Origin of the sequence: Mesorhizobium sp. M2A.F.Ca.ET.043.02.1.1, from assembly GCF_003952405.1 — a bacterium.
Taxonomy (GTDB): Bacteria; Pseudomonadota; Alphaproteobacteria; order Rhizobiales; family Rhizobiaceae; genus Mesorhizobium.
Map to the genome: position 1 here is coordinate 946,963 of NZ_CP034445.1, position 18,148 is coordinate 965,110.

At 64.4% G+C, this 18,148-nt stretch carries 11 protein-coding genes; 10 read left to right on the forward strand and 1 reads right to left on the reverse strand.

Going from position 1 to position 18,148, the window contains the following annotated elements; genetic code table 11:
• Position 1: 1 nt before the first annotated feature.
• Positions 2–1,930, reverse strand: a complete 1,929-nt coding sequence (locus EJ068_RS04480) for an autotransporter assembly complex family protein (protein WP_127252523.1) — start codon at positions 1,928–1,930, stop codon at positions 2–4.
• Positions 1,931–2,207: 277 nt separating this feature from the next.
• Here EJ068_RS04480 and EJ068_RS04485 point away from each other — a divergent pair, with 277 nt between their 5' ends.
• From EJ068_RS04485 to EJ068_RS04530, 10 genes are all read left to right on the forward strand, one after another.
• The gene (locus tag EJ068_RS04485) at positions 2,208–7,688 is read left to right on the forward strand and encodes an alpha-2-macroglobulin family protein (RefSeq protein ID WP_127252524.1); all 5,481 of its coding nucleotides are present in this window, start codon (positions 2,208–2,210) and stop codon (positions 7,686–7,688) included.
• Between the two features lie 75 nt (positions 7,689–7,763).
• On the forward strand, positions 7,764–9,854 hold the full coding sequence (gene pbpC / locus EJ068_RS04490; protein WP_127252525.1) for a penicillin-binding protein 1C: 2,091 nt from the start codon (positions 7,764–7,766) through the stop codon (positions 9,852–9,854).
• A 208-nt stretch (positions 9,855–10,062) separates the two neighbouring features.
• Positions 10,063–10,815, forward strand: a complete 753-nt coding sequence (locus tag EJ068_RS04495) for a M15 family metallopeptidase (RefSeq protein ID WP_245463335.1) — start codon at positions 10,063–10,065, stop codon at positions 10,813–10,815.
• 209 nt (positions 10,816–11,024) lie between these two features.
• The gene (locus EJ068_RS04500) at positions 11,025–12,053 is read left to right on the forward strand and encodes a sulfate ABC transporter substrate-binding protein (RefSeq protein ID WP_127252527.1); all 1,029 of its coding nucleotides are present in this window, start codon (positions 11,025–11,027) and stop codon (positions 12,051–12,053) included.
• Between the two features lie 65 nt (positions 12,054–12,118).
• Positions 12,119–12,970: a sulfate ABC transporter permease subunit CysT gene (cysT, locus tag EJ068_RS04505; RefSeq protein ID WP_127252528.1), complete on the forward strand. Its 852-nt coding sequence runs from the start codon at positions 12,119–12,121 to the stop codon at positions 12,968–12,970.
• On the forward strand, positions 12,963–13,847 hold the full coding sequence (gene cysW / locus EJ068_RS04510) for a sulfate ABC transporter permease subunit CysW (protein WP_127386051.1): 885 nt from the start codon (positions 12,963–12,965) through the stop codon (positions 13,845–13,847). The genes cysT and cysW overlap by 8 nt, the downstream gene beginning before the upstream one ends.
• A gap of 69 nt (positions 13,848–13,916) precedes the next feature.
• Positions 13,917–14,957: a sulfate/molybdate ABC transporter ATP-binding protein gene (locus EJ068_RS04515; RefSeq protein WP_127253675.1), complete on the forward strand. Its 1,041-nt coding sequence runs from the start codon at positions 13,917–13,919 to the stop codon at positions 14,955–14,957.
• A 204-nt stretch (positions 14,958–15,161) separates the two neighbouring features.
• A complete protein-coding gene (locus EJ068_RS04520) occupies positions 15,162–16,148 on the forward strand; it encodes a sulfate ABC transporter substrate-binding protein (RefSeq protein WP_127253676.1) in 987 nt (328 codons plus the stop codon).
• Positions 16,149–16,399: 251 nt separating this feature from the next.
• The gene (locus EJ068_RS04525) at positions 16,400–16,849 is read left to right on the forward strand and encodes an Rrf2 family transcriptional regulator (protein ID WP_040970141.1); all 450 of its coding nucleotides are present in this window, start codon (positions 16,400–16,402) and stop codon (positions 16,847–16,849) included.
• A gap of 142 nt (positions 16,850–16,991) precedes the next feature.
• Positions 16,992–18,140, forward strand: a complete 1,149-nt coding sequence (locus tag EJ068_RS04530; RefSeq protein ID WP_127253677.1) for a hypothetical protein — start codon at positions 16,992–16,994, stop codon at positions 18,138–18,140.
• Positions 18,141–18,148: the final 8 nt, after the last annotated feature.

Here is an 18,148-nt window from a genome sequence, read left to right on the forward strand (position 1 = left end):
GTCAGAACGCCTGGCCGATGCCGGCATAGATGCCGAAATGCGGATCGCCCGGATCGCGGTTTAGCGGCACCGCCGCGTCGATGCGCAGTGGCCCGAACGGGGTAATGTAGCGCAGACCGACGCCGGCGCCGACCTTCACATCCGAGAAATCCGGGAAGGATTTGATCGAGACCGTGCCGGCATCGACGAAGGGAACGATGCCGATCGTGTCGGTGACGCCGATACGCATCTCCACCGAGGTCTCGAAGAAGGAGAGGCCGCCGATCGGCTGGCCGTCAATATCCTTCGGGCCGATGCCCTGGTAGGAATAACCGCGCACCGAGCCGCCGCCGCCGGAATAGAAGCGCCGGTCGGCGGGCACGTTCTGCAGGCCGGTGCCGACGATCGAGCCCAGCGTTGCGCGTTCGGCGAGCAAGAACCTGCTTGCCGTGTCCAGCGACTGATAGGTGTAGCCCTCGCCCTTCAGCTTCAGGAAGGTCGCGCCGTTCAATATGTCGTAGCTTGGCTCGGCATAGGCGAGGAAGCGGAAGCCCCTGGTCGGGTTGAGCTTGTTGTCGCGATTGTCATAGACATATTGCAGCGGCACGCTGGCGATCAGATAGGTATGCTTGCCGAAAGCGTCGGTGATCCTCGAATAGTCGAGGTCGAATTCGGCCGAGACCCGCTGCTGCTTGTCGAGATCGTAGGAAACGCCGACGTCGCCCTTCACCGAGAAATGGTCATAGGCATCGGGGTGCTCGAACACAGTCTTGACGCCGGTGAAGAATTTCGACGTCGGCCCGAGCACGCCCGGCTTCTCGAACATGACGCCGGCATTGTAGTTGAGAGCTGAAAGGCTGTTGCTGCCGATGCCGCTGATCGAACCGTCGATGCGCAGCTTCTCGGCCTGGCCGAACAGGTTGCGGTGTCCCCAATAGCCTTCTAGCCCCAGCCCTTCCGTATTCGAGAACGTGCCGCCGAGGCCGAAAAAGCGCGGCTTGCGCTCGCTTACCTGGACGTCGATCGGGATGTTGCCGTTGGCGTCGAGGCTGTCGCCTTCCTTGATGGTCACGCTGTTGAAGACCTCGAGGCCGAGCAGCCGGTCGCGGGCATCGTCGATTTCCTGCGGCGAATATTGCTGGCCCCGCTTCAGCCCGGTCATGTATTCGGTGAAGTCGCGATCGACCTTTTCCGTGCCCTCGACCGTGGTGTCGCCATAGCCGGCGACCGGGCCGGCCGCCACCGTCAACGTCACGTCCAGCGTCGAGCTGGCGTGCTCGGCGACGATCTCGCGGTCTGTGATCTTTGCAAGCGGCCTGCCCTCGTCCTTCAGCGCTCGCACGATCAGCGCTTCGGCCTTGAGCACGGCGCCGGAGCCGGCATCGCCGCCGGCGATCAGCCCGAAATCGGCGCTCGCCAGCCCGGCGGCATCGCCCTTCAGCCGGATATTGCCAAGCGTGAATTTCGCCCCGGGTGCGACGCTGACGACGACCGGAATGGGCTGCGGCCCCTTGAATTCGGCGTCCGGCGGCAACTCGTCGATCGACTTGCCTTCGATCGTTATGGTGACCACGCCTTCGTAGCGGGCATCGGCGTAGAGCGCGGCGACCAGTTGTTCGCGGTCGCCGCGCGCCTTAGCCATCAGGCCGAGCGATCCCGACACCGGATGGTCCTCGTCGTTCTTCAGCGCCGAGGCGTTTTCGAGCCTTTTCACTAGATCCTTGTCGGCATCAGGCGCATTGAGCGTCACGGAATAGCGAAGCGGATCGACGATGTCGGCATCCTCGTCCTTGGACGAGCCCCAGAGCTTGATGCCGAAAATCTCGAAAGCCGCCGCCTGCCGTACCTCCCCGGCCAGCATTGCGGCGCAAAAAAGCGCGAAAAGCAGGGCGCGCGGAAGCCCGCGCCCTGGCGCGAACCCTCCTGACATCTGCTTTTCACGCGCCGGCATTAAGACAACCTAGTCGACAAAACTAAAATTGGAATGAAGTTCCGAAATGTTCGTAAAGGGGCCACAATCCAATTGTCTGAAATGGACCGGGCTTGGAATTCACACCTTTTGCGATTCCGCAAGAAAGTGTGATCCGTCTCATAGAGGTTCTGTCGAAATACCGGCCTTTGGCCGGCATGGAAACCGTTGGCGGGTGAAAAACCCGCGGCGTTCCGGCGTTGACAAGCCTGCACGAAGCTTGATCATGCCCGGACGCTGGCGATGTCTGGAGGGTGGTATGGCAATGCGCGCGGCTCGTGGTGTCTCTTTCCTTCTTCTCATCTTTTTCGCCCTGGGCGGGGCGGCGCTTGCGGCCGAAGCCCGGCGAATCGTGACGACCGACAATTCCGACTATTTCGGCTTCGACCTGAGATCGGAGCAGAATGTCAGCCTCGACCAGTGCAAGACCACATGCCTTGGCGATACCGCCTGCCGCGCCTTCACCTACAACACCAAGGCAAAGTGGTGCTTTCTCAAATCCGACTATAACCAGTTGAAATCCTTCACCGGTGCCGTTGCCGGCAAGGTCGCGAATGTCGATGGCGACCCCGATATCGGCGCTCCGCCGGCTCTGCCCTTTTTCCCGAACTGGATGGCCGACCAGGCCCAGCAGTTCCGCAACAAGCTGACCGATCCGGCCTATGACAAGCCGACCGAGGGCCTTGCTGCCTTGCAGGCCGCCGCCGAGCAGGCCTCGCTCACCGGCGACCATCGCCTTGCCACGCAGAAATACGAGGCCGCGATCTCCGTTCTGCCCGATGACGGCGCGCTCTGGCTGGCGCTGGCTCGCGAGATACTCGCCGTGGAGCCGGCGTCGAACACCACCGAACCCTCGACTTTCCCGATGAACGCCACGTCGGCGGCCTTCAACGCCTACAAGCTGGTGCGCACGGCAAAGACCCGCGCCGAGGCGCTGGCGCTGCTTGGCGCCGGCCTCGACAAGCGCGATCTCTACCGGCCGTCGCTTCAGGCCTATGAGGCGAGCCTTGCGCTGGTGAGCTCGCCGGCCGTCCAGGCCGACTATGCCGACCTCAAGGCACGCAAGGGTTTCCGCGTCGTCGAGCACACCGTCGACGCCGATTCCTCTTCGCCGCTCATCTGCGCCCAGTTCTCCGAAGAACTGGTCAAGACCGGCGTCGACTATGCGCAATTCGTGACCGTCGACAATGCCGCGCCCAAGGCCGTCGAGGCCAAGGACAAGCAGATCTGCGTCGAGGGCCTGGAACACGGCCAGCATTATGACGTGACTTTCCGCGCCGGCTTGCCGGCGGCAATCGGTGAAACGATCGCGGCGCCTGTCGTGCTGTCGATCTACGTTCAGGACCGCGCCCCGTCAGCCCGCTTCACCGGCGACAGTTTCGTGCTGCCGGCCGGCGCCCGCCGCGGCATTCCGGTCGTCACCGTCAACATGAACGCCGCCAAGATGACGCTCTATCGCATCGGTGATCGTTCGCTGGCGCAGCTTTTGTCCGGTTATCAGTTCCTGCATCAGCTCGACGGCTACGATATTTCCACCATTTCCGACCAGATGGGCGAGCCCGTCTGGTCCGGCACGCTCGACATCACCAACGATCTCAACAAGGAGGTGACCACCTCTTTCCCGGTTGATGAGGCGATCCCGCAGCGCAAGCCCGGCGTCTATGTGCTGACCGCGCAGCCGGTCGACGACAAGAGCGACGATTACGGTTCGCGCGCCACGCAGTGGTTCGTGGTCTCCGACATCGGCCTTTCCACCTATACCGGCCAGGACGGGCTCAACGTCTTTGCCCGTTCGCTGGGCTCGGCCAAGCCGATTTCCGGCGCCGAACTGACATTGCTCGCCAGGAACAACGAAATCCTCGGCACCGCGACCACTGACGCCGAGGGCCACGCCGTCTTCAATCCGGGGCTGACCCGCGGCGAAAACGGCATGGTGCCGGCCGTGCTGATGGCCAAGCAGGGCGACAATGACTTTGTCTTCCTCGACATGGGCAAAGCCGGCTTCGACCTGTCGGATCGCGGCGTCGAAGGGCGCGCCTCGCCCGGCGCGCTCGACGTCTATGCCTGGACGGAGCGCGGCATCTACCGCGCCGGCGAGGACGTCCATGTCGCGGCGCTTGCCCGCGACGGCGCGGCAAAAGCGGTCGAGAACCTGCCGCTGACCTTCATCTTCACCCGTCCGGACGGCGTCGAGAACCGCCGCATCGTCAGCAATGGCGAGTCCGCCGGCGGCCATGCCGTCGACCTGCCGCTCGAAGCCAACGCCATGCGCGGCACCTGGACGGTGTCGATCTACACCGATCCCAAGCAGTCGCCGGTCGCCAGCCAGATGTTCCTGGTCGAGGACTTCGTGCCGGATCGCATCGAATTCGACCTGACCGCCGACAAGAGGGAGATCGCCCAGGGCGAGACCGCCAACGCCACCGTCGACGGCCGCTTCCTCTATGGCGCGCCGGCCGCGGGCCTGGCGCTGGAAGGCGAGATGACGCTGTCGACCACGAGCAGTTGGGACAGCTTCAAGGACTTCACCTTCGGCCTCGCCGACGAGCAGTCGAGCGAGCCGACCGTGACGCCCCTCGCCAATCTTCCGATCGTTGGCGACGACGGCAAGGCGACCTTCCCGATCACCATCGACCAGTTGCCGTCGACCACCAAGCTGATCAACGCCAAGGTCACGGTGCGCATGCGCGAAGCCGGCGGCCGCGCCGTCGAGCGCTCGCTCGATATCGGCGTTCGGCCGCAGCGCGATGTCATCGGCATTCGCCCGGATTTCGAAGGCGATGAGGTGCCGCAAGGCGGAACGGCCAAATTCAGCATCATCGCCGTCGATCCGAACGGCGAGCGCGAGGACCTGAAAGGCGCCCAGTGGTCGCTGGTCAAGGTCGAGCGGAACTATCAGTGGTACCGTTCCAACAATTCCTGGAACTACGAGGCGGTCAACCTCACCAAGGCCGTCGCCAATGGCTCGGTCGATCTGAAGGCCGATGGCGAGGCGACCGTGTCGCTGCCCGTCGACTGGGGCCGCTACCGTCTCGAGGTCGAGACGGCTGACCCGGATGGTCCGGCGACCAGCTATGAATTCGACGCCGGCTGGTACGTCGCCTCGACCACCACCGAGACACCCGATGGGCTGGAGATCGCCCTCGACAAGGACAGCTACGCCACCGGCGAAGTCGCCAAGCTGAAGATCTCGCCGCATTTTGCCGGCGAACTTCTGGTCACGATCGGCGCCGAGAAGCTGTTGAAGACCGTCACCGCTTCGGTGCCGGCCGGCGGCAGCACTGTCGACATTCCGGTCGGCGAAAACTGGGGCGCCGGTGCCTATGTCACGGCGACCTTGTTCCGGCCCGGCGACGCGCAGGAATCGCGCATGCCGGCCCGCGCCATCGGCATCCAGTGGCTGTCGGTCGACCCGGGTTCGAAGAAGCTCGCAGTCTCGCTGACGCCGCCGGAAAAGACCCTGCCGCGCCAGCAGCTGTCAATCCCGGTCGCGGTGAACGGCGCTCAGCCGGGCACAAACGCCTATGTGATGGTGGCTGCCGTCGACGTCGGCATCCTCAACCTCACCAACTACAAGGCGCCCGATCCGGAGGACTGGTTCTTCGGCCAACGCATGCTGGGGCTGGAGATCCGCGATCTCTATGGCCGCCTGATCGACGGCTCGCTCGGCACGATGGGCAAGATACGCACCGGTGGCGACGGCGCCAACATGCAGGCGCAAGGCAGCCCGCCGACCGAAAAGCTGGTCGCCTTCTTCTCCGGCCCGGTCGAGCTCGACGCCAACGGCAAGGCGCGGATCGACTTCGACATCCCGCAATTCAACGGCACCGTGCGCGTCATGGCGGTCGCCTGGACCAAGGAGGCCGTCGGCCATGCCCAGACCGACGTCATCGTGCGCGATCCGGTGGTGATCACCGCCGGCCTGCCGCGCTTCCTGGCGCCGGGCGATGCGGCGACCATGCGCCTCGACATAGCCGACACCGATGGCCCGGCCGGCGACTACGCGCTGTCCGTCACCACCACCGGCGACCTTTCGACCGGCGACAAGCCGTTGCCGGAAAAACTGACGCTCGCCCAGGGCAAGCGCCAGTCGCTCACCTTCCCGCTGGTCGCCAAGACCGCGGGCGACGCTTCGGTCACCGTCAAGCTCGCCCATGCCGACGGCACCCAGGTCGAGCAGACGCTCTATCTGCCGGTGCGGCCGGCGCAGCTTCCGGTCACCAACCGCATGGTTGTCGACCTGAAGCCGCATGGCGGCTCGCTGCGGGTCGACAAGGAGCTGCTTGCCGCCAGCGTGCTCGACGGCGCTTCGGTCAGCGTCGGCGTCTCGCAGTCGTCCGCGCTCGACGTGCCGTCGCTGCTGATGAGCCTTGATCGCTACCCTTATGGCTGCGCCGAGCAGACCACCAGCCGCGCCATGCCGCTGCTCTATGTCAACGACATGGCCAAGAGCATCGGCATGGAGAGCGACCCTGACCTGCATCAACGCATCCAGGACGCCATCTACAAGGTGCTCTCCTATCAGTCGTCGAGCGGCAGCTTCGGCCTCTGGGGGCCGGGCTCCGGCGATCTGTGGCTCGATGCCTATGTCAGCGAGTTCCTGACCCGCGCGCGCGAGGAAAAGTACGATGTGCCGGCGCTGGCGATGAACCAGGCGCTGAACAATCTGCAGAACTCGCTAGGCTACGACCAGGACGTCCAGGACAAGGGCAGCGATATCGCTTACGCGCTCTATGTGCTTGCCCGCAACAAGAAGGCCTCGATAGGCGACCTGCGCTACTACGCCGACACGCAGCTCGAAGCTTTCTCCAGCCCGATGGCGGTCGCGCAACTGGCGGCGAGCCTGGCGCTCTACGGCGACACGCAGCGTTCGGAATCGACCTTCCAGACGGCGCTCCGGCTGGCGCAGTCTGAAACCGACTACGACTGGTACCGCTCCGACTATGGCTCGCGGCTGCGTGACGGCGCGGCGATACTGGCGCTGGCGGCGGAATCGAAGCCGGTGCCCAGCATCATGCCGCAACTGATCAAGCTGGTCGGCGTGGCGCGCGCCGATGCCCGCTGGACGAGCACGCAGGACGAATCCTGGATGCTGCTTGCCGCGCGGGCGCTGAAGGAAGGCAATGATTCCATCACGCTTTCCGTCAATGGCGCGCCGCATTCGGGCGGCTATTCCGACCAGGTCGCCGGCGGTGACCTGGTCGACAGCCCGCTTACCATCGCCAACACCGGCGCGACGTCGCTGCAGGCGGTGGTGACCGCGGTCGCCGCGCCGGTCGATCCACTGCCCGCCGGCGGCGACGGCTTCACCATCGATCGCACCTACTACAAGCTCGACGGCACCGAGGCCAACGTCACCGAAGCCAGGCAGAATGAGCGCTATGTGGTCGTGCTCAAGATCTACGAGCAGAACAAGTGGCCGTCGCGGCTGCTGATCACCGATCTGTTGCCCGCCGGCTTCGAGATCGACAATCCGAGCCTGGTTTCCAGCGCGCAATTGTCCAACTTCTCCTGGCTGGCGCAGACCGACGCCGCGCATCTGGAGTTCCGCGACGACCGCTTCGTCGCCGCCTTCAATCCCAATGAAGGCGACGGCGACCGCAACATCACGCTGGCCTATGTCGTGCGCGCCGTGACACCCGGCACCTACGCCCATCCGGCGGCGACGGTGGAGGACATGTACCGGCCGCAATATTCGGCCCGCACCGCCACCGGCGTGATGGAGGTGAAGGCGGAATAGCGAGGTCGCCGGTCTATCCTTCTCCCCGTCCCTATACGGGGAGAAGGTGCCGGCAGGCGGATGAGGGGCAGCGCCATGCTCTCCAGGAAATTTCTCAGACGCACCGCGATCGCAGGCATCTCGCTTGCCGGCCTCGCGGCACTTTCCCTCGCCGCGCTCTGGGAACTCGACCGCGTCTTCCCGCCGCCGCTGCCGGCAAAGCTGACGGTCTCCACCGAAGTCCAGGACCGCGACGGCCAACTGCTGCGCGCCTTCGCCACGCCCGACGGCTACTGGCGGCTCGAGACCCGGCTCGACCAGGTCGACAAGCAATTCGTCGACATGCTGGTCACCTATGAAGACAAACGTTTCTGGGACCACCGCGGCGTCGACCTTCTGGCGCTGTGCCGCGCCGCCGGCCAGCTCTTCACCAGCGGCCATATCGTCTCCGGCGGCTCGACCTTGTCGATGCAGCTCGCCCGGCTGATCGAGCCGCGCGACAGCCGCAGCCTCGGCTCCAAGCTCAAGCAGATGCTGCGCGCCATCCAGATCGAGCGGCGGCTTTCCAAGCAGGAAATCCTCGAACGCTATCTGACGCTGGCGCCCTATGGCGGCAATCTCGAGGGCGTGCGCGCCGCCTCGCTCGCCTATTTCGGCAAGGAGCCGAAGCGCCTCACAGTCTCGGAAGCCGCCCTCCTCGTCGCGCTGCCGCAATTGCCGGAAAAGCGCCGGCCCGACCGCAATCTCGGCATCGCGCACGCCGCGCGCGACCGCGTGCTGACCCGCATGGTCTCGGCCGGCCTGCTCGGCGAACGCGAAGCGCAGCGCGCGGCGCTAGACGACGTCTCCGGCCTGCGCAGAAAACTGCCGGCGCTGGCCGCGCACGCCTCCTACGCCATGCTGCCCAAGGCCGTGCCCGGCAGGCCGCTGCAACTCACCATCCGCTGGAGTGTGCAGCAAGGGCTGGAGCAGGTCGCAAGGGATGCCGCCAGGAAGCTTGGCCCGAAACTTTCCATCGCCATGGTGATGGCCGATGCGCGCACCGGCGACATCCTCGGCGAGGTCGGTTCGGCCGATTTCTCCGACGCCAGCCGCTCCGGCTGGATCGACATGACCAGGGTGGTGCGCTCACCCGGCTCGACGCTGAAGCCTTTCATCTACGGCTTGGCCTTCGAGCAGGGGCTGGTGGCGCAGGAGACGATCATCGAGGACAGCCCGGCCGATTTCGGAGGCTACCGGCCGAAGAATTTCGACATGGGCTACCAGGGCGACGTCTCTATCCGCCAGGCGCTGCAATTGTCGCTCAACGTGCCGGCGATCCGGGTGCTCGACGCCGTCGGCCCGGCGCGGCTGACGGCACGCTTCCGCCAGGCCGGCGTCAACCCGATCCTGCCCGTCAACGAGGCGCCGGGCCTGGCGATCGGACTGGGCGGCGTCGGCGTGACGTTGCGCGACCTGGTGCAGCTCTATACGGGGCTCGCCAATGGCGGCAAGATGCACACGCTGCATGACGGCACCGAGCCCGCCAATGCCGAGCGCGCCACCGCCACCATCCTCGACGACCAGGCGGCCTGGCAGATCAACGACATCCTGTCCGGCGTGAAGCCGCCGGAAGGCGCCATGCAGCGCGGCATCGCCTACAAGACCGGCACCTCCTATGGCTATCGCGATGCCTGGTCCATCGGCTTCGACGGCCGCTACGTGCTGGGCGTGTGGGTCGGCCGCGCCGATGCCAGCCCCGTCCCCGGCCTGTCGGGCTATGTCTCCGCCGCACCCATCCTGTTCGAAGGCTTCGTCCGTTCCGGCCTCGCCAGCGTGCCGCTGCCCGGCCGGCCGCCGGGTGTCTTCAATCCCAAGCGCGAAGAATTGCCGGTGACGTTCGCCCGCTTCGGCGCCGGCGCCGACGGCCTGGTGCAGGCCACCGCCGCCGAGCCGGCGCCGACCATCATCTTCCCGCCCAATGGCGCCCGCGTAGACCTCGGCACCAACTCAGCCGACGCAACGCCGCTGGTGCTGAAGCTGCAGGGCGGCCGCGCGCCGTTCCGCTGGCTCGCCAACGGCAGGCCGCTCGCCGGCATCGACCGCCGCCGCACCGCGACCTGGCAGCCCGACGGCACCGGCTATTCGACGCTGACGGTAATCGACGCCGCCGGCCGCGCTGCCAGCGTGAAGGTTTTCGTTGAGTAGAACACCGGCAGGCGATCTGGGGATTGCGTTTCTCGAGGGATGGGCGCGCGGAGCTTCTCCACTGATGTCCGGTGCGAGGCCCCCCTCTCTGGCCCGCCGGCCATCTCCCGCTCAAGGGGGGAGATTATTCGCTTCGGCGCTTTCGCTAGTCTTCAACGCAGGAAGCACGAGCGCGGCGCCCAAACTGCCTTTCCCCCGTGAGGGGGAGATGCCCGGCAGGGCAGAGAGGGGGGCCTCGCGCCATACCTTTCCATTAGGAGTTGCTCTGGCCGCAGCCCTAGCCCTCCTATCCGCAACTCCCACCCCAGCCCTTGCCGATCCTCTGCCCCCCGGCTTCGTCAGGCTGGCCGATGTCGATCCGACCATCCGCCAGGACATCCGCTACGCCGGCCGCGAAAACTTCCTGCGCCGCAAGGTCGACGGCTATGACGCGCCCGTCTGCGTACTGACCACGCAAGCGGCGAAGGCGCTGTCCAGCGTCCAGAAAGTCGTGGCCGCCAGAGGCCTGACGCTGGTCGTCTTCGACTGCTACCGGCCCGCACGAGCCGTCGCCGATATGGTCCGATGGACGCGAGAAGCGGGCCCGCCGGATCCGCAGTGGTATCCGACCGTCCGGCGTGGCGATCTTATCGCCAAGGGCTATATCGGCGAGCTGTCCAGCCATTCGCGCGGCTCGACCCTCGACCTCGCTATCGCCGACGCCACCAGCGCGGTTCACCCGGCCTGCGGCGCGCCTGACGGCGACACGCTCGACTTCGGCACCGGTTTCGACTGCTTCGATCCGATGAGCGAGACGGCGCACCGCCCGCTCCCCGCCGAAGCGGCGGCGAACCGCAAGATGCTGCTTGCCGCCATGCACGCCGCTGGCTTCCGCAACTACGCGCGCGAATGGTGGCACTTCACCCTCGCCAAAGAGCCTTTTCCAAAACAGCGCTTCGATTTTCCGGTCACAGCGCCTTAACCGGGAACCATCCAGCCTTGCCCAAACCGTCGCCGGTTCTAATTAGGCGGGCTGGCAAGGATTCATGGTGTCGCCGGCTTGAGGAAGATATTTCTTCGAGCGACGGACATACGGCGAAAAATTGCTTCTAGGAGGCGAAAAAGGCAACATTCAATGCATCTAAATTCTATAAACTCGCTAGAGTTCGCAGCAGTTCAACGGAGGCGGGAATGACCAAACCTCATTTCAGGAAACTGCTCGGCGCGCTGGTCGCCACATCTGTCCAGTTCGGCACGCTCGGTTTCGCGTTTGCCGATACGACCATTTTGAACGTGTCCTACGATCCGACACGTGAGCTTTACAAGGCCTATGACGAGGCCTTCGCGGCGCACTGGAAAGCCGAGACCGGCGAGACGGTCACCATCCAGCAGTCGCATGGCGGGTCGGGCGCCCAGGCCCGTGCGGTGATCGACGGCCTCAACGCCGATGTGGTGACGCTGGCGCTCGAAGGCGACATCAACGCCATCGTCTCGAAGTCGAAGAAGATCAATCCCGACTGGCGCAAGAAATTCGAAAACAATTCAGCACCTTACACCTCGACCATCATCTTCCTGGTGCGCAAGGGCAACCCCAAGGGCATCCACGACTGGAGCGATCTGGTCAAGGACGGCGTCCAGGTGATCACGCCGAACCCGAAGACCTCCGGCGGCGCGCGCTGGAACTACCTGGCGGCCTGGGCCTACGCCAACGCGCATGACGGCAACGACGAGGCCAAGACCAAGGAATTCGTCGCCAAGCTCTATGCCAACGCCCCGGTGCTCGACAGCGGCGCGCGCGGTTCGACCGTCACCTTTGCTCAGAAGGGCCTGGGCGACGTCCTGATCGGCTGGGAGAACGACGCCTATCTGGCGCTCGACGAATTCGGCGCCGACAATTTCGACATCGTCTACCCGCCGACCTCGATCCTGGCCGAGCCGCCCGTCGCCGTCGTCGACGCCAATGTCGACGCCAAAGGCACGCGCAAGGTGGCCGAGGCCTATCTTTCCTGGCTCTATTCGAAGGAAGGCCAGACCATCATCGCCAAGAACCACTATCGTCCGTCCAAGCCCGAACTGGTTCCGGCCGAGGACCTCGCCAAACTGCCTGCTATCAAGCTCGTCACCATCGACGACCCGCAATTCGGCGGCTGGAAGAAGGCGCAGCCTTACCATTTCGGGGAGGGTGGTATATTCGACCAGATCTACAAGCCGGCGCAGTGAGAGGCCGGGCCTCGAAAACTGGCGACTGCAATCTGGTTGAGTAAGAAGGGACGATCCAGAACAGCATGACCACAGCACCCGCTCACGCGGGGTGGCGATTCAGACAGCCGAGTGTCATTCCGGGTTTCGGACTGACGCTCGGCTTCTCGCTTGCCTACCTCACGCTCATCATCCTCATCCCGCTCTCGGGGCTGATCTGGCGTTCGGCCGCGCTCGGCTGGACCGATTTCTGGGCCTTGGCCACCGACCGGCGCACCCTCAAGGCGCTCGAAATCAGCTTCGGCACGGCCTTCATCGCGGCCGCCGTCAATGTCGTGTTCGGCACGCTCGTGGCCTGGGTGCTGGTCCGCTACCGTTTCCCCGGCCGCCGCGTCGTCGACGCCATGGTCGACCTGCCCTTCGCGCTGCCCACCGCGGTCGCCGGTATCGCGCTGACCACGCTCTATGCACCGACCGGCTGGCTCGGCAAATTGCTGATGCCGCTCGGCCTCAAGGTCGCCTACACCCCGCTCGGCATCATCGTGGCGCTGGTCTTCATCGGCCTGCCCTTCGTCGTGCGCACTGTACAGCCGATCATGGAAGAGCTCGACAAGGAGGTCGAGGAGGCCGCCGCCACGCTCGGCGCCAGCCGCTTCCAGATCATTACCCGCGTCCTATTTCCGGCGCTGGCGCCAGCCGTCATCACCGGCTTCTCGCTCGCGTTCGCGCGCGGTGTCGGCGAATACGGCTCGGTCATCTTCATCGCCGGCAACCTGCCCTACAAATCCGAGATCGCGCCGCTTCTGATCGTCATCCGGCTGGAGGAGTACAATTATCCGGCCGCGACCGCGATCGCCGCGATCATGCTGGCGCTGTCCTTCGCCATGCTGCTCCTCATCAACCTCGTGCAGACATGGAGCCGCAAGCGCTATGGCTGATCCCGAGATCAAGTCCTATGAACCGCACCACGAGAGCCAGTCGGCCGCGGTCACGGAAAGCCGTCCCGTCCGCATCACGCTGACGACCGTCACGCTGGTCTTTCTCGGCATCTTCCTGCTGTTGCCGCTGATCATCGTGTTCAAGGAGGCTTTCGCCAAGGGCGTCGGCGCCTATTTCCTATCGCTCAGCGATGCCGACACGCGCTCCGCCATCCGGCTGACATTGCTGGTGGCGGCGATCTCGGTGCCGCTCAATCTCGTCTTCGGCCTTTCGGCCGCCTGGGCCATCGCCAAGTTCGAGTTCAAGGGCAAAGCGTTCCTGACCACGCTGATCGACCTGCCCTTCTCGGTCTCGCCGGTCATTTCCGGCCTGGTCTATGTGCTTTTGTTCGGCGCTCAAGGTTTGCTCGGCGAATGGCTGAAGGCGCATGGCATCCAGATCCTGTTCGCCGTGCCGGGCATCGTTCTGGCCACCGTCTTCGTCACCTTCCCCTTCGTCGCCCGCGAGCTGATCCCGCTGATGCAGGAACAAGGCAATGGCGACGAGGAGGCTGCTCTTTCGCTCGGCGCCAACGGCTGGCAAGCCTTCTGGTATGTGACGCTGCCGAACATCAAATGGGGGCTGCTCTACGGCGTGCTGCTCTGCAATGCCCGCGCCATGGGCGAGTTCGGCGCTGTCTCCGTGGTGTCCGGCCACATACGCGGCCTCACCAACACCATGCCGCTGCATGTCGAGATCCTGTACAATGAGTACAACGCCGTCGGCGCCTTTGCGGTCGCTTCACTGCTCGCCGGCCTGGCTCTGGTGACGCTGGTCTTGAAAACACTTCTCGAGATGCGCTACGGCGCCGAGATCGCCGCGACACGCGGACACTAGATGCATGTCACCCAAAAGTGTGTAGCGGTTTTGGGATAATGACATGCATCAACTAACAGAGGTCATTCTATGGAAGTTCGCGTCGCCAACGTGCGCAAGGAGTTTGAGCGGTTTCCGGCGCTCCACGACGTGTCGCTCGACATCAAGTCCGGCGAGCTCATCGCGCTGCTGGGCCCATCGGGCTCCGGCAAGACGACGCTGCTGCGCCTGATCGCCGGGCTGGAGCGGCCGACCAAGGGGGCGATCTTCTTCGGCGAGGAAGACGCTTCGCAGAAGTCGATCCAGGAACGCAACGTCGGCTTCGTCTTCCAGCATTACGCGCTGTTCCGTCACATGACGGTTGCCGACAATATCGGCTTCGGCCTGAAGGTCCGGCACGGCGCCGCAAGGCCCTCGGGCCAGGAAATCCGGCGCCGGGCGCTGGAACTGCTCGACCTCGTCCAGTTGTCGGGCCTGGAAAAGCGCTATCCGGCGCAGCTTTCCGGCGGCCAACGCCAGCGCGTGGCTCTGGCGCGCGCCATGGCGATCGAGCCCAAGGTGCTTCTGCTCGACGAACCCTTCGGCGCGCTCGACGCGCAGGTTCGCCGCGAGCTGCGCCGCTGGCTGCGCGAGATCCACGACCGCACCGGCCACACCACCGTCTTCGTCACGCACGACCAGGAAGAGGCGCTGGAACTCGCCGACCGCGTTGTCGTCATGAGCCAGGGACGCATCGAGCAGGTCGGCACCGCCGACGACATCTATGACACGCCGAACTCGCCCTTCGTCTACTCCTTCATCGGCGAATCCAGCTCGCTGCCGGTCAAGGTCGAGAACGGCGAGGTCTGGATCGCCGACCGGCCGATCGGCCTTGAGGCGCCGCATGCGCCCTCCGGCGATGCAATCCTCTACTTCCGCCCACATGATGTCGATCTGCTCGACGGCGGCAGCGGCTGCATAGCCGGCACGGTCGCCGCCAGCCGCCGCGTCGCAGGCACAAGGCGCGTCGAACTGGAGATCGGCGGCGAGCGCCAGCGCGTCGAGATCGAGCTTCCGGTCGACCATCCCGCCGCGCAGAAGAGCCGCGTCGCCTTCAGGCCGCGGCGCTGGAAGCTTTTCCCCACCGCCTGAGCTACCTTTGGCCCTGCTCCTGCTCCAGTGCCCCAGTCTGGCGCTGTTCAAGAGTCAGCTTGGAAGAAAATCCTAGCAAAGAGCTGTTTCGGCGAGATATTTTCTAGACCCTTCCCGGCCTGTCGGAGCGCGTGCCTCGTCGCTTCAGGCATTCCCGACTATGGTCTCGCTATAGCTTCATTCATTTCCAAGGAGCCTGTTTTCATGAAGCGTCTATTGCTCGGCATCGCGGCTGTTGCCGGTCTCGTCCTCGCATCCTCCCAAGCCTGGTCGGCCGACAAACTCTTGAATGCATCCTATGACGTCGGCCGCGAGTTGTTCGTCGACATCAACAAGGCCTTCGTCGCCAAGCATCCCGGCGTCACCATCGATCAGTCGCATGCCGGCACCTCGGCGCAGGCGCGCGCCATCGCCGAAGGTCTTGCCGCCGATGTCGTCACCTTCAACCAGGTCACCGACGTCGACTTCCTGGTCAAGAAGGGCCTCGTCTCGGCCGATTGGCAAAAGGATTTTCCGGACAACGCGTCGCCCTTCTATTCCCTGCCGTCCTTCCTGGTGCGTGCCGGCAACCCGAAACACATTAAGGACTGGAACGACCTGGTGCGTGACGACGTGCAGGTGATCTTCCCGAACCCGAAGACATCGGGCAATGCGCGCTACACCTATCTCGCCGCCACCGCTTACGCCAAGGAGGCCTTCAAGGGTGACGATGCCAAGGTGAAGGAGTTCATCACCAAGCTCTTCAACAACGTTCCGATCTTCGACACCGGCGGCCGCGCCGCCACCACCACCTTCGTCCAGCGTGAGATCGGCGACGTGCTGATCACCTTCGAGTCCGAGACGCGCGGCATCCGCAAGGAATATGGCGACGACAAGTTCGAGCAGGTCACCCCTTCGGTCAGCCTGCTGGCCGAGTTCCCGGTGGCGATCGTCGACAAGGTCGCCGACGATCATGGCAGCCGCGATCTCGCCAAGTCCTATCTCGACTTCCTCTACACGCCGGATGGCCAGGAGATTGCCGCCGAGAACGGCTTGCGGGCTCGCGATGCGACGGTCGCCGCCAAGCACAAGGCCGACTTCCCGGACGTTCGCCTGCTGACGGTGGAGGAGGTATTCGGTGGTTGGGACAAGGTTCAGAAAGAGCATTTCGCCGCAGGCGGACTGCTCGATCAGGCCTATGGCACCCGCTGAAAGGGCTCCACAATCAGGAAGCGCAAGGAGGCCGGCTTTGCCGGCTTTCTTCTTGTAAGCTGGGTCGCATGAGTTCGCAGAGGAAATCCCGGCCCCAACGTGAAAAAACGTTACGAAGAATCAACGCGTTTGTGCCTAAGCTGCACCGGCAAATTGTTGGCCAGAGGGCGTTCGACGGTCAAACTGTCATGATTTGCACACAAACAACCGCCAGATGCAGGGCGATTGGGGTTTGATGAATTGAATCGGGCATGCTGACCAAAAAAGGCAAATACGGCCTCAAGGCCCTTGTGCATCTTGCCAGCCTGCCGGCTGGCCAGCTTGCATTCGTCAACGACATTGCGGTCGCCAACAACATCCCGAAGAAATTCCTGGATGCGATCCTGGGCGAGCTGCGCAATGCCGGCTTCGTCCAGAGCCGCAAGGGCAAGGAAGGCGGTTATCGCCTCGCCCGGCCCGCTTCCGAGATCAAGATCGGCCATGTCGTGCGCGTGCTCGACGGACCGCTGGCGCCAATCCCTTGCGCCAGCCGCACGCAATATCAGCGTTGCGAGGACTGCGACGAGGCGACATGCCAGGTCCGCCACATGATGCTGGAAGTGCGCCAGGCAATCGCCGAGGTGCTGGACAACCGCAGCCTCGCTGCCATGCGCGACGCCGACAACGACGATTTCCCGGCAGAGCTCACTTCGCAGATCTGAAACGGCTCGCCCTCGACAGAGGCCCCTTGGTTGCTTGTCTGCTTTCGACGCAGTAAAGCGGCAGAGCACGATCCGGAAAAGTGGGTACCGGTTTTCGGACAAGATCATTCTCCATCTAAAAAGTGGAACGGGGCTCTGACGCATGAGGCTGCCTTGGCTTGGCAATTCCCGCAGGGCCAGCCGGCAGCCAACGTCGAACGACATCTATCGCACCGAGATCATCGCCGATGTGCCGGTGCCGGAGCGCAATGAAACCGTTCGCTTCTTCAGCCGCAAGGTAATCCGCCCCGGAAAACTGCGACGCTTCGCTAATCGGGACCTGCGCGAGAGCCTGCTGTCCTGCTTCTATCTCGGCGTCGCGGCTGTTCTGCCGGTCTCCTGGTGGGAACCCATCTGCGGCTGGGTGTCGGGGCTCCGGCGCAAGCGCCATTTCCGCAAGGAGTTCGCCCGCTACGACATCGCGGTGAAGGCGGTGCTCGGCGACACTGTCGACACGCGAAGAATATTCGAAGCGCAGCTTGCCGCCGTTCACCGCCGGCGGCTGACGCTTGCTGCGCATCTCGTCGCCGACTGGCGCTGGTCGCCGGCGATCCGCCTCGAAGGCCTCGAGGCTCTCCACCAAGCCCTGCACAACGGGCGCGGCGTCATCATATGGTGCGACCAGTTCACGGCGCAGACGATCATGGGCAAGCGCGCCTTGCATGAGGCCGGCGTCGATGCCCATCAGGTAAGCGCGCGGTACCACGGTCTTTCGCCAAGCGAATTCGGCTTGCGCGTCATCAATCCGCCATTGGTCGAGGTCGAGAACCGTTTCCTGAAAAGCCGGATCGTCTTTGAGCGCACCGACGCATATCAGGTCACCACGCGCATCCAGAAGGTCCTGAAAGCAAATGGCGTGGTGCTGATGACCAACACCATCTATGCCGGCTCCGCCTTCGCCGAGGCCGCCATGGGCGAACGTGGCTGGACCCACCTCGCCTCGGCGCCGGCAAACTTCGCCGCACGCGCGGGTGCTGCGCTGTTTCATATGGCGACGATCGAGACGATCCCTTTCCGCCAGTACCGGGCTATCGTCAGCGAGCTGAGCGCAGGCACGCAAGCGCCCGCATTGCCGGCGGGGGACACCACAGCGGCGAAGAACCTTGCGGTCCAGGCGGGATACATCCTGTCGAAGCGCGACCATATGCTGGAAACGCTCAAACTCTGTCCGGAGCAGATGATGGCCTGGTCGAGCGCCACGCGGCTGACCGAGCGGCCAACCGAGGCCGCAATCGGCAATGACGGCGCCTGAATCCCCCG